Below are 15,540 nucleotides of genomic sequence, written 5' to 3'. Positions count from 1 at the left end.
GTTGTCGGTGGTCGCACGTAGTCTCTGAAACGATGCCTGAGCCAACCAACCAACCCGAGCCCGAACGTTCCCGATCCGCCGTGCGCTCACTGCTGCGCCTGTGGCCGTACGTGAAGCCGATCAGCCACCGGCTGTTCGGTTCCGCGGGCGTGGCCGTGGTCGCGTCGTGCCTGGCGCTGCTGATCCCGCTGGTCCTGAAGTGGATCGTGGACGGCCCGGTCGCCGACCACGAGCCGTCAGGGGTGTGGCTCGGCGGCGGGCTGGTGCTGCTGCTCGGTCTCCTGGAGGCCGGGCTCTTCGGCGTACGGCGCTGGCTGGTGGCGCGCCCCATGGCCGCGCTGGAGGCCGGGATGCGGGCCGAGCTGTACCGGAGGCTGCAGCGCCTGCCGGTGTCCTTCCACGACCGGTGGGGTTCGGGCCAGCTGCTCTCACGGGCCACGAACGACCTGCAGATCCTGCGGATGTTCCTGACCTTCCCGATGGTCTTCCTGGCGGTCAACACGGCCACCATCGCGGCGGGCTTCGGCATCCTGTTCGTGCAGCGCTGGTCGCTGGGGCTGATCCTGCTGGGCCCGGTCGTGCCGCTGGTGATCCTCTGCTCGTACTTCGAGGCGCGCTACCAGGTCGCCTCCCGCACCGCGCAGGACCAGGTCGGCGACCTGACCACGCTGGTCGAGGAGTCGGTGCTCGGCATCCGCATCATCAAGGCCTTCGGCCGGCACCGCAGCCAGGCCGACGCCTTCCACCGGCAGTCGCGCGAACTGCGCGGCACCGAGCTGCGCAAGGCCGGGCTGCTGGCGGACCTGTGGATGGTGATCACCGCGCTGCCGGACGTGGCGCTGGGCGCGGCGCTGGTCCTGGGCGCGGTGCAGGTCGCCGACGGCGACCTGTCGGCGGGCACGCTGGTCGCCTTCCTGTCCACGGCGCTCGCGCTGCGCTGGCCGGTGGAGTCGCTGGGCTGGCTGCTCTCCTTCAGCAACGAGGCGGCCACCGCCGCCGACCGCGTCTTCGAGGTCCTGGACACCGAGATCCCGCCGGAGACCGGCTCGGGGACGGGGACCGGCCCGGTCGACGGCGAGGACGGGCGGCCCGCCGACGGCATCCGCTTCAGCGCCGTGCGCTTCCGCTACCCCGACGCCCCCGAGGGCAGCCCCGACCTGCTCACCGGGATCGACCTGCACATCCGCAGCGGCGAGACCGTGGCGCTGGTCGGCGCGACGGGCAGCGGCAAGACGAGCCTGACCTCGCTCATCCCGCGGCTGTACGAGCCGACCGGCGGCCGCATCACGCTGGACGGCACCGACGCCGCGCAGCTCACCCGGTCCGCGCTGCGCTCCCTGGTCGCGACGGCCTTCGAGGAACCGACCCTGTTCTCCGCCAGCGTGCGGGAGAACGTGCTCATGGGCGCTCCCGACGCAGGCGAGACGGACCTGCTGCGGGCGCTGGAGATCGCCCAGTGCGACTTCGTCCACAAGCTGCCGCAGGGTGTGGACACCCAGGTGGGAGAGCAGGGCCTGAGCCTGTCCGGCGGTCAGCGGCAGCGGCTCGCACTGGCCCGCGCGGTCGTCGGCCGCCCCCGCTTCCTGGTGCTGGACGACCCCCTGTCCGCGCTCGACGTGCACACCGAGGCCCTCGTCGAGGCGGCCCTGCGCCAGGTGCTGGCCACCACGACGGCGCTGGTGGTCGCCCACCGCCCCTCCACGGTGATGCTCGCCGACCGGGTGGCGCTGCTGTCGGAGGGCCGGGTCACCGCGGTCGGCACCCACCAGGAGCTCCTGTCCTCCTCCGCGGTCTACCGCCGCCTGATGTCCGGCCAGGACGGGAGCGCGCCCGCCGCGCCGGACCGTCCGCAATTCGAAGGGAGCAGCACCCGATGACCTCCGTCGCGGAGTCGCAGCCTGCCGAACAGTCGGCCGACGGGGAACCGGCGGGGCACCGGGAGACCGAGGAGGCCCGGGAGGCCCGGCAAGCCCGGGAGGACGACCTCTTCGACCGGGACCGGCTCCCGGCGCCCGAGGGGGCGTCACGCGCCCTGCTGCGGGAACTGGTCGGGCCGCACCGGCGGCGCGTGTGGCTGGCGGCCGTGGTGCTGCTGCTGCAGCAGGCGGCCGTGCAGGCGGGCCCGCTCATCGTCGCGGTGGCCATCGACCGGGCCATCCCGGCGCTGCGCCGCGACGACCACGGCCCGCTGATCGCGGTAGCGGTCGGCTACATCGGCTGCGCCGTCGCCGGCGGTCTCCTGCAGCGGACGTTCGTCCGGCAGGCCGGCCGGGTCTGCCAGGACGTGCTGGTCGACCTGCGCGGCCGGATCTTCCGGCACGCCCAGGCGCTCGGCCTGGACTTCCACGAGCGCTACACCTCGGGCCGGATCATCGCCCGCGCCACCTCCGACGTGGAGTCGATCCGGGAGCTGCTGACCGAGGGCCTCCAGGAGCTGCTGAACGTCGGGTTGTCGGTGCTCTACATCTCGGCGGTCCTGCTGTGGCTGGACTGGGGGCTCGGCCTGTTCGCGCTCGCCACCGCTGTGCCGCTGGTGGTGACCGTCCGGATCTTCCGGCGCCGGTCGGCCACGGTCTACACACGCCGCTCCGCGGCGATCGCCTCCGTCATCGTGCGCTTCACCGAGACGATGAACGGCATCCGGCCCGTACAGGCCTTCCGCCGCGAGGAGGCGAACGACGAGGCGTTCGACGAGCTCAACGCCGCCCACCGGCAGGCCAACGGTGACGCGATCCTGGAGATGGGCCGCTTCACCGTGAGTTCCTGGCTGATCGCCAACACCTCGGTGGCGCTGGTGGTGCTGTGGGGCGCGTACCGCGTCGCCTCCGGCTCGCTCGCGCTGGGCGTGCTCGCCGCCTTCGTGCTCTACCTGCGGCGGCTGTACGCGCCGATCGACCCGCTCGGCATGTTCCTCAACTCCTACCAGTCGGCGGCCGCCTCGCTGGAGAAGATCGCCGGGCTGCTGGCCCAGCGGCCGACGGTGCCCGAGCCGCAGGCACCGCGGGCGCTACCGGCCACGCAGGCGGACATCCCGGGCCGCGAGGTCGCCTTCGAGGGGGTCCGCTTCGCCTACCGCACGGGCGGCGAGGTGCTGCCCCGCTTCGACCTGCGGCTGCCCGCCGGGCAGACGGTCGCGGTGGTCGGCGCCACCGGCGCGGGCAAGTCGACGCTGGCCAAGCTGCTGGCCCGGTTCTACGACCCGACCGACGGCCGGGTCACCCTGGACGGGGTGGACCTGCGCGAGCTGGCCCTGCCGGAGCTGCGCCGCGGGGTGGTGATGGTGACCCAGGAGGCGTTCCTCTTCTCCGGCACGGTCGCCGAGAACATCTCCATCGGCCGCCCGGAGGCCACCCGTGAGGAGATCGAGGGCGCGGCCAGGGCGATCGGCGCCCATGACTTCATCGCGGCGCTGCCCGAGGGCTACGACACCGACGTCCGCAAGCGCGGCGGCCGCATCTCGGCGGGCCAGCGCCAGTTGGTGGCCTTCGCCCGCGCCCTGCTCGCCGACCCGGCCGTGCTCATCCTGGACGAGGCGACCTCCTCGCTGGACGTCCCGGGCGAGCGCGCGGTGCAGCAGGCGATGCGCGAGGTGCTGCGCGGCCGCACCGCCGTGATCATCGCCCACCGGCTGTCGACGGTGGAGATCGCGGACCGGGTGCTGGTGATGGACCAGGGCCGCGTCGTGGAGGACGGCACCCCGGCCGAACTCGTCTCCGGCGCGGGCCGCTTCGCCGATCTGCACCAGGCCTGGCGCGACAGCCTCGTCTGAGCCACCGGCTCCTTCCAGGGCGTGCGAGGCCGGCCGGCCCCGCACGCCCCGGCCGCTTTCCGGCACGCTTCGCCCCGCCCTGTCCGGAATGCGAACCCGACGTCCCCCTCAAAGGACGAATTCGGCCAACTTCTCGCCACGTACATGACACCAAGCCATGAACAGTGGCACTCTTCCCCCCGTCGGCCGTCAGTACGCCCACACACCGCACCGCTTCGTACTGACGCACCGGCCGAACTCCGCACGTCCCACCCGCACGGCTAGTTCCGCCCGGGCAGCACACCCCGTCTGCCCGGCTGTCCCCGGCCGCCAACCGCGGCCGACGCAGTAGGAGTCCGAGTGAGACGATCCCCCCGCAAGGCAGTCGCGGCCGCCAGTGTGGTCGCCACCGCCGCGTTCATCGCCGTCGGCATACCGGCCACCTCCGCCACGGCGAACGCCGCCCCCCACACGAGCCAGCTCCGCACCGGAGCCCTCGAGGCGAAGCTCACCCCCGCCCAGCGCACCGCGCTCATCAAGAGCGCGAGCGACCGCACGGCCGTCACGGCGCAGTCGCTGGGTCTGGGCAGCAAGGAGAAGCTGGTCGTCAAGGACGTCGTCAAGGACGCCGACGGCACGCTGCACACCCGCTACGAGCGCACCTACGCCGGGCTCCCGGTGCTCGGCGGCGACCTCGTGGTGCACACGCCGGCCAAGGGCACGGGAACGGTCGGCACGACGTTCAACACGAACCAGAGGATCACGGTCGCCTCGACGACGCCGAAGGTCGCCGAGTCCGCCGCGACGACCGCCGCGCTGAAGACCGCCAAGACGCTGAAGGCCCAGGCGCCCGCGGCCGACGACGCCCGCAAGGTGATCTGGGCCGGCCAGGGCACGCCGAAGCTCGCCTGGGAGACCGTCGTGAGCGGCCTGCAGGACGACGGCACGCCGAGCCGGCTGCACGTCGTCACCGACGCCGTGACCGGCAAGGAGCTCTACCGGTACCAGGACATCAAGACCGGCACCGGCAACACCCAGTACAGCGGCCAGGTGTCGCTGACCACGACGCTCTCCGGCTCGACGTACCAGCTGTACGACACGACCCGCGGCGGCCACAAGACGTACAACCTCAACCGCGGCACCTCCGGCACCGGGACGCTGTTCACCGACGCCGACGACGTCTGGGGCGACGGCACCGGCTCCAACACCCAGACCGCGGGTGCCGACGCCGCCTACGGCGCCCAGACGACCTGGGACTTCTACAAGAACACCTTCGGCCGCAGCGGCATCCGCAACGACGGTGTCGCCGCGTACTCGCGGGTCCACTACAGCAGCGGCTACGTCAACGCCTTCTGGGACGACAGCTGCTTCTGCATGACCTACGGCGACGGCTCGGGCAACACCCACGCGCTGACCTCGCTGGACGTCGCGGGCCACGAGATGAGCCACGGCGTCACCTCCGCCACCGCGAACCTCACCTACTCGGGCGAGTCCGGCGGCCTGAACGAGGCGACCTCCGACATCTTCGGCACGGGCGTCGAGTTCTACGCCAACAACAGCAACGACATCGGTGACTACCTCATCGGTGAAGAGATCAACATCAACGGCGACGGCACCCCGCTGCGGTACCAGGACAAACCGTCCCGCGACGGCACCTCGCCGGACAACTGGTACTCCGGCATCGGCAACCTGGACGTCCACTACTCCTCGGGCCCGGCGAACCACATGTTCTACCTGCTCTCCGAGGGCAGCGGCGCCAAGGTCATCAACGGGGTCAGCTACAACAGCCCGACCGCCGACGGCATCGCCGTCGCCGGCATCGGCCGCGCCGCCGCGCTGCAGATCTGGTACAAGGCGCTGAGCACGTACATGACGAGCAGCACCAACTACGCGGCCGCCCGCACCGCCGCCCTGAACGCCGCGACGGCCCTGTACGGCGCCGGCTCCGCCCAGTACGCGGGCGTGCAGAACGCCTTCGCGGGCATCGGTGTCGGCAGCCACGCGCCCGTCTCGGGCGTCACGGTCACCAACCCGGGCAACCAGAGCAGCACCGTCGGCACCGCCGCCAGCCTGCAGATCCAGGCCAGCAGCACCAACAGCGGCGCGCTGAGCTACGCCGCGAGCGGCCTGCCCACCGGTCTGTCGATCAACGCCTCCACGGGCCTGATCTCCGGCACCCCGTCCGCCGCGGGCACGTACAACACCACGGTCACGGTCACCGACTCCGCGTCCAAGACCGGCACCGCCTCCTTCACCTGGACCGTCACCACCCCCGGTAGCTGCGCCTCCAGCCAGCTGCTCGGCAACCCGGGCTTCGAGTCCGGCAGCGCCTCCTGGACGGCCACCAGCGGTGTGATCACCAACTCCAGCAGCCAGGCCGCCCACGGCGGTTCGTACAAGGCGTGGCTGGACGGCTACGGCTCGACGCACACCGACACGCTCACCCAGTCGGTGACGATCCCGGCCGGCTGCAAGGCGACCTTCACCTTCTGGCTGCACATCGACTCCGCCGAGACGACCACCAGCACCCAGTACGACAAGCTGACCGTCACGGCCGGGTCGACCACCCTGGCCACCTACTCCAACCTCAACAAGGCCTCGGGCTACACCCAGAAGTCCTTCAGCCTGAACTCCTTCGCAGGCTCCACCGTCACCCTGAAGTTCACCGGCACCGAGGACTCCTCGCTGCAGACGAGCTTCGTGGTCGACGACACCGCGGTGAACACCAGCAGCTGATCCCCGTCGGCTGACCGCACACGCCGGGCCCCGGCCGTCGTCAACGACGGCCGGGGCCCGGTCCCGTTCCCGCTTCCGGGGACGTCCGGCTCAGCGCAGCACGCCGGCCGTCATCCCCGTCGCCTCGGGCGGCACCGCGATCAGCCCGAGCTCGGCGACCGAGGCGAGCAGCCGGTGCATCGGCAGCACGCGGACGGTGTAGCCGAAGGGGCCGGTGCGGTCGAGGGTGAGCGGGCCCTCGTAGAGCCAGCGGCCCTCCAGGTCCGGCCGCCCGCCCGGTTTGAGGGAGACCACGGTCGGATCGGCGATCCGGTCGGAGTCGTCGACGCGCCCGGACACCACCTGGACGTCCACGTCCCCGGGCTCCAGGCCGCCGAGGGCCACCTGGACGCGCAGGGTGAGCGTGGTCCCGAGCTCCGGGGAGCCGCCGACCGAGGCACCGGTCTCCACGTGGTCGACCGCGACCAGCGGCCACTGCTCCCGCACCCGCCGCTTCCACGCGGCGAGTTCGACGGACTCCCCGCCGCCCGCGAGGCGGTGGGCGCGGGCGGCGGGCGCGTACAGCCGGGTCACGTACTCGCGGACCATGCGCCCGGCGAGCACCTTCGGCCCCAGGGTGCTCAGGGTGTGCCGGACCATCTCGATCCAGCGGACCGGCAGACCGTGCGTGCCGCGGTCGTAGAACCGGGGCGCGACCTGGTTCTCGACCAGGTCGTAGAGGGCGGCCGCCTCGATGTCGTCGCGGCGGTCGGGGTCGCCGGCCGCGCCGAAGCCGTCCGCGGTGGGGATCGCCCACCCGTTGTTGCCGTCGAACCACTCGTCCCACCAGCCGTCCAGGACGGACAGGTTGAGGCAGCCGTTCAGGGCGGCCTTCATGCCGGAGGTGCCGCAGGCCTCCAGCGGCCGCAACGGGTTGTTGAGCCAGACGTCGCACCCGGGGTAGAGGTGCTGGGCCATGGCCATGTCGTAGTCCGGCAGGAAGACGATGCGGTGCCGCACCCTGGGGTCGTCGGCGAAGCGCACCAGCTCCTGCACCAGCCGCTTGCCGCTGTCGTCGGCCGGGTGCGCCTTGCCCGCGACGACGATCTGGATCGGCCGGGTCGGGTGCAGCAGCAGCTCCATCAGCCGGTCCTGGTCGCGCAGCATCAAGGTGAGCCGCTTGTACGACGGGACCCGGCGCGCGAAGCCGATGGTCAGCACGTCCGGGTCGAGGACGTCGTCGACCCAGCCCAGCTCGGCCGAGCCGGCGCCGCGCTGCCGCCAGGAGGCGCGCACCCTGCGGCGCACCTCCCGCACCAGTTGTTCGCGCAGCTCCCGGCGGAGCTCCCAGATCGCGGCGTCGGGGATGCGGAAGACGCTCTCCCAGGTGTCGGCGAGCCCGGTGGTCATCGCGTCCTCGGCGTTCTGGACGCCGGCCTGCCGGGCGCCGAGCCGGAACACCTCGGGCGCGACCCAGGTGGGGGCGTGCACGCCGTTGGTGATGGAGGTGATCGGCGCCTCCTCCGGGTCGAAGCCCGGCCACAGCCCGGCGAACATCTCGCGGCTGACACCGCCGTGCAGGGTGGACACGCCGTTGGCGCGCTGCGCCAGCCGCAGCCCCATCACGGCCATGTTGAAGACGTTGGGGTCGCCGCCGGGGTAGGTCTCCATCCCCAGCTCCAGCACCCGCTGGACGTCGACGCCGCGCAGCTCGCCGTCGTCGCCCAGGTGCCGGGCGAGCAGCTCGCGGTCGAAGCGGTCGATGCCGGCCGGTACGGGGGTGTGGGTGGTGAAGACCGTGCCGGCCCGCACGGCCTCCAGGGCGGAGTCGAAATCCAGCCCTTCTCCGTCGGCCGCGAGCTCGCGGATGCGTTCCAGGCCGAGGAAGCCCGCGTGCCCCTCGTTGGTGTGGAAGACCTCGGGCGCCGGGTGCCCGGTCAGCGCGCAGTAGGTGCGCACGGCACGGACGCCGCCGATGCCGAGCAGCATCTCCTGGAGCAGCCGGTGCTCGCTGCCGCCGCCGTAGAGGCGGTCGGTGACGTCCCGTTCGTTGAGGTGGTTCTCCTCGACGTCGGAGTCGAGCAGCAGCAGCGGGACCCGGCCGACCCGGGCCAGCCACACGTGGGCGCGCAGGCTGCGCCCGCCGGGGAGGTCCAGGGCGATCAGGACGGGGCCGCCGTCCTCGTCCCGCAGCAGCGACAGCGGCAGCTCGTTGGGGTCGAGCACGGGGTAGTGCTCCTGCTGCCAGCCGTCCCGGGACAGGGACTGGCGGAAGTAGCCGTGCCGGTAGAGCAGACCGACGCCGATCAACGGCACGCCCAGGTCGCTGGCGGCCTTGAGGTGGTCGCCGGCCAGGATGCCGAGGCCGCCGGAGTACTGCGGCAGCGCCGCGGTGATGCCGAACTCGGGCGAGAAGTAGGCGATGGCGGCGGGGAGTTCCCCGGCCTCGGCGGCGCCCTGGTACCAGCGCGGGTTGCCGAGGTAGTCGTGGAGGTCCTCGACGGCGGTGCCGAGCCGGCGGAGGAACCTGCGGTCCTTGGCGAGGGCGTTCAGCCGGTCCTTCGAGACCGCGCCGAGCAGCCGCACCGGGTCGCCGGCCGCCGCTCTCCAGCCCTCGGGGTCGACGGACTGGAACAGCTCACGGGTCTCGTTGTGCCAGGACCAGCGCAGATTCTGCGCGAGCTCCCCCAGGGGACGTAGTGGTTCGGGCAGGACGGTTCGCACGGTGAATCGACGAATAGCCTTCACATCTCCGACGGTAGCGGCATCTTTCGGTGCGGTGGTGACAACCGGGGCCCCAACACCCCTCGGCCCGGCGCCGCCGCGCGGCACCCGTCGCCTGGCGCACCAGGACGCGCCGGGCGTCCCGACGCACCCGCGCGCGGCCCGGCGGACGCCTCGTCAGCGTGTCGGGCGGCGCCTACGACAGCCGCAGCACGACCCCCGGGCCGGGGCGCACCGCGGGAGCTACGACCGGCGGCCAGGACCGGGGCACGGGCGGGACCCGGCGCCCCGGCGGCCGCGCGCGCCGGGGCGCCGGACGGTGGCCGGTTGTCTGCGTCCGGGCGCCTCCGGGGCCGCCCGGCGCGCAACTTACGCGCCAGTACCCCTTCCCGGGGAGTATTCGACCGTCATCCAATGGGCAGGCTCACCCTTGCGCGACGCGGCGCCGAACCCTCCCACACCACAACTCGTATCCGCCCACCCGAGTGAACGCGGACAGGAGCGGTCATGCCCACAGGCAGGCATCCCAAGGAGCAGATAAAAAGAGCGGAAGGTACCCGTCCGGCCACCCGCACAAACTGGTGAGGCGCAATGATCGGTCGCATCCCCGTCCTGGACGTCCGCCCGCTGGTCGACTGCGGCCGCCGCCCCGCCAAGGCCGTGGTCGGCGAAACCTTCCAGGTCACCGCCACGGTGTTCCGGGAGGGACATGACGCGGTGGCGGCGAACGTGGTCCTGCGCAGCCCCGCGGGACGCTCCGGGCCACGGATCCCCATGCGCGAACTCGCCCCCGGCACCGACCGGTGGGGCGCCGAGGTGACGCCCACCGCGGAGGGCCGCTGGACGTACACGGTGGAGGCCTGGAGCGATCCGGTGGCCACCTGGCGGCACCACGCGGGCATCAAGGTCCCCGCCGGCATCGACACCGAACTGGTCCTCGCCGAGGGGGCCGAGCTGCACGAGCGCGCGGCGGCCGGGGTACCGAAGAAGGACGGCCGGGCCGTGGTGCTGGCCGCGGTCGACGCCCTGCGCGACACCTCCCGTACGGCCGCCGAGCGGCACACCGCCGCCCTCGCACCGGACGTGGTGGCGGTGCTCGACCGGCACCCGCTGCGCGACCTGGTGAGCGCCTCGCGGCCGGCGGCCCTCCAGGTGGAGCGGCAGCGGGCGCTGTTCGGGTCCTGGTACGAGATGTTCCCCCGGTCCGAAGGCGCCGTGGTGGACCCCACGGGCCGCCGGCCACCGAGGTCCGGGACCTTCCGCACGGCGGCCCAGCGACTGCCGGCGATCGCCGCGATGGGCTTCGACGTGGTCTACCTGCCGCCCGTCCACCCGATCGGCGCAGCGTTCCGCAAAGGGCCCGACAACACGCTCGACCCCGGCCCGCACGACGTGGGCTCGCCCTGGGCGATCGGCTCCGCGGAGGGCGGCCACGACGCCGTGCACCCGGACCTCGGGACGATCGAGGACTTCGACTTCTTCGTGGAGCGGGCCCGTGAGCTGCGCCTGGAGATCGCGCTGGACTTCGCGCTGCAGTGCTCGCCGGACCACCCGTGGGTCGGCAAGCACCCCGAGTGGTTCACCACCCGGGCGGACGGCTCGATCGCGTACGCCGAGAACCCGCCGAAGAAGTACCAGGACATCTACCCGATCGCCTTCGACGCCGACTTCAGCGGCATCGTGCAGGAGACCGAGCGGGTGCTGCGGCACTGGATGGACCACGGGGTGCGGATCTTCCGGGTCGACAACCCGCACACCAAACCGGTGGTCTTCTGGGAGAAGGTCATCGCCGACATCAACCGCACCGACCCCGACGTCATCTTCCTGGCGGAGGCGTTCACCCGTCCGGCCATGATGCACACACTGGCCCAGATCGGCTTCCAGCAGTCGTACACCTACTTCACCTGGCGCAACGGCAAGCAGGAACTGACGGAGTACCTGACGGAACTGTCCGGTGAGGCCGCGGCCTACATGCGGCCCAACTTCTTCGTCAACACCCCGGACATCCTCCACGCCTACCTGCAGCGCGGCGGCCGCCCGGCGTTCGAGGCGCGCGCGGTACTCGCCGCGACCCTTTCCCCCACATGGGGGGTGTACGCCGGATATGAGCTCTGCGAGAACGCGCCGGTGCGCGAGGGAAGCGAAGAGTACCTACACTCGGAGAAGTACGAGCTCAAGCCCCGTGACTGGGCGGCAGCCGAGGCCGAAGGCCGTTCGCTGGCTCCGCTGCTCACCACGCTGAACCGGCTGCGACGCCGCCACCCCGCGCTCCAGCAGCTGCGCGACCTGCGCTTCCACCCCGTGAACAACGACGCGGTGCTGGCGTACTCCAAGCGCTCGGGCGACGGCAGCGACGTCGTACTGGTGGTCGTCAACCTGGACCCGCACCACACCCAGGAGGCGACCGTGTCGTTGAACATGCCGGAACTCGGCCTCGCGTGGCACGAGTCCACCCCGGTGCGCGACGAGCTCACCGGCGAGACCTACCACTGGGGCAGGGACAACTATGTGCGCCTCGAGCCGGGCCGCGCGCCCGCGCACATCCTCACCCTGCGACCTACTCCATCGACAGGAGGGTCACCCACTTGATCGTCAACGAACCCGTACCTGACACGTTCGAAGACACCCCGGCCAAGGACCGGGACCCCGACTGGTTCAAGCGGGCCGTCTTCTACGAAGTGCTCGTACGGTCCTTCCAGGACAGCAACGGCGACGGCATCGGCGACCTCAAAGGGCTCACCGCCAAACTGGACTACCTGCAGTGGCTCGGGGTCGACTGCCTGTGGCTGCCGCCGTTCTTCGCCTCGCCGCTGCGCGACGGCGGCTACGACGTCTCGGACTACACGGCCGTGCTGCCGGAGTTCGGGGACCTGGCCGACTTCGTGGAGTTCGTGGACGCCGCCCACCAACGCGGTATGCGCGTGATCATCGACTTCGTCGTCAACCACACCAGCGACCAGCACGACTGGTTCCAGCAGTCCCGCACGGACCCCGACGGCCCCTACGGCGACTACTACGTCTGGGCGGACGACGACAAGCAGTACCAGGACGCCCGCATCATCTTCGTCGACACCGAGAGCTCCAACTGGACCTTCGACCCGGTACGCAAGCAGTACTACTGGCACCGCTTCTTCTCGCACCAACCGGACCTCAACTACGAGAACCCCAAGGTCCAGGAGGAGATCCTGGCCGCCCTGCGCTTCTGGCTGGACCTCGGCATCGACGGCTTCCGGCTGGACGCGGTGCCGTACCTGTACCAGGAGGAGGGCACCAACTGCGAGAACCTGCCGCGCACCCACGGCTTCCTGAAGATGGTGCGCGAGGAGATCGACGCCCACTACCCCGACACCGTCCTGCTCGCCGAGGCCAACCAGTGGCCCGAGGACGTGGTCGACTACTTCGGCGACTACGCCAAGGGCGGCGACGAGTGCCACATGGCCTTCCACTTCCCGGTCATGCCGCGCATCTTCATGGCGGTGCGCCGGGAGTCCCGCTACCCGGTCTCGGAGATCCTGGCCAAGACCCCGGCCATCCCGCACAACTGCCAGTGGGGCATCTTCCTGCGCAACCACGACGAGCTGACGCTCGAGATGGTGACGGACGAAGAGCGCGACTACATGTACGCGGAGTACGCCAAGGACCCGCGCATGCGGGCCAACATCGGCATCCGGCGCCGGCTCTCCCCGCTGCTGGACAACGACCGCAACCAGATCGAGCTCTTCACCGCCCTGCTGCTCTCCCTGCCGGGCTCGCCGATCCTCTACTACGGCGACGAGATCGGCATGGGCGACAACATCTGGCTCGGTGACCGCGACGCGGTGCGCACGCCGATGCAGTGGACCCCGGACCGCAACGCGGGCTTCTCCTCCTGCGACCCGGGCCGGCTCTACCTGCCGACCATCATGGACCCGGTCTACGGCTACCAAGTCACCAACGTCGAGGCGCAGATGAGCTCGCCGAGTTCGCTGCTGCACTGGACCCGCCGGATGGTGGAGATCCGCAAGCAGAACCCGGCCTTCGGACTCGGTTCGTACACCGAGCTGCCCTCCACCAACCCGGCCGTCCTGGCCTTCCTGCGCGAGTACAAGGACGACCTCGTCCTGTGCGTGAACAACTTCTCGCGCTTCGCCCAGCCCACCGAACTCGACCTGCGGGCCTTCACCGGCCGGCATCCCGTCGAGCTGATCGGCGGGGTGCGCTTCCCGGCCATCGGCGAGTGGCCCTACCTGCTCACCCTCGCCGGTCACGGTTTCTACTGGTTCCGGCTCCGCCGCGACGTGGCGTAGGCGGACCTGCCGGGTGACGGCGACCCGGCGGCCCGGCACGGTTTCGTGCCGGGCCGCCGGGGCAGGCTCCCCCTGCCGGATCCAGCGTCAAATCGGATGCTGTACGGGCCCTTGTCCCTCGTACGCCAAGTACGCCAATTGCTCCACCGGCTCGGATGATATTCGTCCGACACGTCCCACTCGTCGGACCATCGCCGCAGCGCGCCCCTTCACTTAGGGAACCAGCAGGCCCGGCACCCGAGGAAAGGACGTCATGTCGGACACCTCGTGGCTTCGCACCTCAGCAGTCCGGCCGGGGACCACCGTGCCCCCGGCACCGGGACTGCTCTCCGCGCTCGGCCCGCTGCTGCGGGAATGGCTGCCCCGGCAGCGGTGGTTCGCCGGGAAGGGGCGGCCGATCAGCGGCTTCGGGCTGGTCTCGGCCACCGAGCTGCTGCCCGCCGACGGGCGGCTCGGCACCCCAGGACTGCTCCATCTTCTGCTCAACGTCCACCAGGACGTGCAGGAGCGGATGCCGGGCACCGGGCACGGGAAGCCGGCCGACACCTACCAGTTGCTGCTCGGCACCCGGGCGCTGCTGCCGCCCGCGCTGGCCCCGGCGCTCGTCGGGCACGCCGTCGGCGGACCCCTGGACGGCCTCACCATCTACGAGGCGCTGCACGACCCGCGTCTGACGTCCCTGCTGTTGGAGCGGTTGCGGGCGCCCGGCCGCACCGGGCACCTGCGCTTCGGCTCCGAGCCCGCTGCGGCGATCCCGGCGGGGCTGGCGCCGCGGCTGTCCACCGCGGAGCAGTCCAACAGCTCGGTCATCTACGGCGACACGTTCATCCTCAAGCTGTTCCGGCGGGTCGCCCCGGGCCCCAACCCCGACCTGGAGCTGTCGCTCGCCCTCGCGCGGGCCGGTTCGCGGCGCGTCGCGGCGCCCGCCGCCTGGTTCGAGGCGCTGGGCCTGTACGACGAGCCCGCCACGCTCGGCGTGCTGCAGCGTTTCCTGCCCGGTTCCGCCGGGGCCTGGGAACTCGCCCTGCAGGCGGTGGAGGACGGCACGGACTTCTCCGGCGAGGCGCACGCGCTGGGGCGCGCGACCGCGGAGGTCCACCTGGCGCTGGCGCGTGCCCTGCCGACGAGCACCCTGCGCCGTCCGCAGATCGAACTGCTCGCCGCCGCGATGGCCGGACGGCTGGACGCCGCCGCCGCGGCGGTGCCCGCCCTGCGGCCGTACCGCGCGGCGCTGCGGGCCGCCTTCGACGACCTCGCCGCACTCGGGGCGCTCGGCACGACGCTGGCCGCCCAGCGCATCCACGGCGACCTCCACCTCGGCCAGGCCCTGCGGACCGGGCCCGGAGGGTGGGTGCTGATCGACTTCGAGGGCGAGCCGGCGCGGCCGCTGCCCGAACGCCGCCGTCCCGCGTCCCCGGTGCAGGACGTCGCCGGGATGCTGCGCTCCTTCGACTACGCCGCCCGGCACCACGACCCGTCCGCCTCCGGGGCGCCCGAATGGGCCAAGACGCAGCGCGCCGCCTTCTGCGCGGGCTACGCGGAGGCCACCGGGACCGATCCGAGGGACGAGCCCGTCGTCATACGCGCCTACGAGACCGACAAGGCCGTCTACGAAGTGCTCTACGAGGCCAGGCACCGGCCGGCCTGGCTCCCCATCCCCATGGCCGCGGTGCGCCGCCTCGCGCAGCCGCCGCACGGCCGCACCCCCTGACCGGGCGCCCCCACGCCCATCCGAGGAGGACCTGACCGTGACCCATCGCCAGCCGTTCCCCGACTCCACCCCCGGCACCCCCGGCCCGGGCGGGAACGGGAGGGCCCGCGCCGCACGTCCCGCACGCGGCACCGGGTCCGAGGGCTCGGCTCCCCCGCCGCCCCCCGCCGCCCCGCAGACCCCGCCGGCCTCGGCCGCCGGGCCGCAGAAGGCCGCCGGTGCGAAGCCCGCACGTGGGGGGAAGACCGTCGGCGCGGAACCCGCGTCCGAGGGCGCCCGCCCGGCCGCAGCGGACCGCCCGCGACCGGAGGCGTCCGGCTCCTCCGAGGCCGTCGCGCGGGGCTACGACCCTGGCG

General features: G+C 72.1%; 7 protein-coding genes and 1 pseudogene. 7 read left to right on the top strand and 1 reads right to left on the bottom strand.

Going from position 1 to position 15,540, the window contains the following annotated elements; translation table 11 throughout:
• Nucleotides 1-32 precede the first annotated feature (32 nt).
• From PV410_RS36585 to PV410_RS36575, 3 genes are all read left to right on the top strand, one after another.
• Nucleotides 33-1,877, top strand: a complete 1,845-nt coding sequence (locus PV410_RS36585) for an ABC transporter ATP-binding protein (RefSeq protein WP_500330389.1) — start codon at nucleotides 33-35, stop codon at nucleotides 1,875-1,877.
• A complete protein-coding gene (locus PV410_RS36580) occupies nucleotides 1,874-3,769 on the top strand; it encodes an ABC transporter ATP-binding protein (protein ID WP_500330388.1) in 1,896 nt (631 codons plus the stop codon). Before PV410_RS36585 ends, PV410_RS36580 begins: the two co-directional genes overlap by 4 nt.
• Before the next feature lie 339 nt (nucleotides 3,770-4,108).
• Nucleotides 4,109-6,484 carry a M4 family metallopeptidase gene (locus PV410_RS36575; RefSeq protein WP_500330387.1) on the top strand — a complete coding sequence of 792 codons (2,376 nt, stop codon included), beginning with the start codon at nucleotides 4,109-4,111 and terminating at the stop codon, nucleotides 6,482-6,484.
• Between the two features lie 90 nt (nucleotides 6,485-6,574).
• Here the strand turns inward: PV410_RS36575 and glgP are convergent, their stop codons facing one another.
• A complete protein-coding gene (glgP, locus tag PV410_RS36570; RefSeq protein WP_500330385.1) occupies nucleotides 6,575-9,211 on the bottom strand; it encodes an alpha-glucan family phosphorylase in 2,637 nt (878 codons plus the stop codon).
• A 567-nt stretch (nucleotides 9,212-9,778) separates the two neighbouring features.
• Between glgP and PV410_RS36565 the strand changes: the two genes are divergently transcribed.
• The 4 genes and pseudogenes from PV410_RS36565 to PV410_RS36550 all read left to right on the top strand — a co-directional run.
• Entirely contained in the window at nucleotides 9,779-11,776 is a 1,998-nt protein-coding gene (locus PV410_RS36565) for an alpha-1,4-glucan--maltose-1-phosphate maltosyltransferase (RefSeq protein ID WP_500330384.1), read from the top strand.
• Nucleotides 11,773-13,473, top strand: coding sequence for a maltose alpha-D-glucosyltransferase (gene treS / locus PV410_RS36560; protein ID WP_499514093.1), 1,701 nt, complete (start codon nucleotides 11,773-11,775; stop codon nucleotides 13,471-13,473). The genes PV410_RS36565 and treS overlap by 4 nt, the downstream gene beginning before the upstream one ends.
• A 253-nt stretch (nucleotides 13,474-13,726) precedes the next feature.
• The gene (locus PV410_RS36555; RefSeq protein ID WP_500330382.1) at nucleotides 13,727-15,184 is read left to right on the top strand and encodes a maltokinase N-terminal cap-like domain-containing protein; all 1,458 of its coding nucleotides are present in this window, start codon (nucleotides 13,727-13,729) and stop codon (nucleotides 15,182-15,184) included.
• A gap of 37 nt (nucleotides 15,185-15,221) precedes the next feature.
• A pseudogene (locus PV410_RS36550) lies at nucleotides 15,222-15,540 on the top strand (1,4-alpha-glucan branching enzyme); the annotation flags it as partial.

This window comes from Streptomyces sp. PA03-5A, assembly GCF_033792725.1.
Lineage (GTDB): Bacteria > Actinomycetota > Actinomycetes > Streptomycetales > Streptomycetaceae > Actinacidiphila.
Note: the sequence above shows the minus strand (reverse complement) of the source record. Positions and strands in the feature narration are given on the sequence as shown.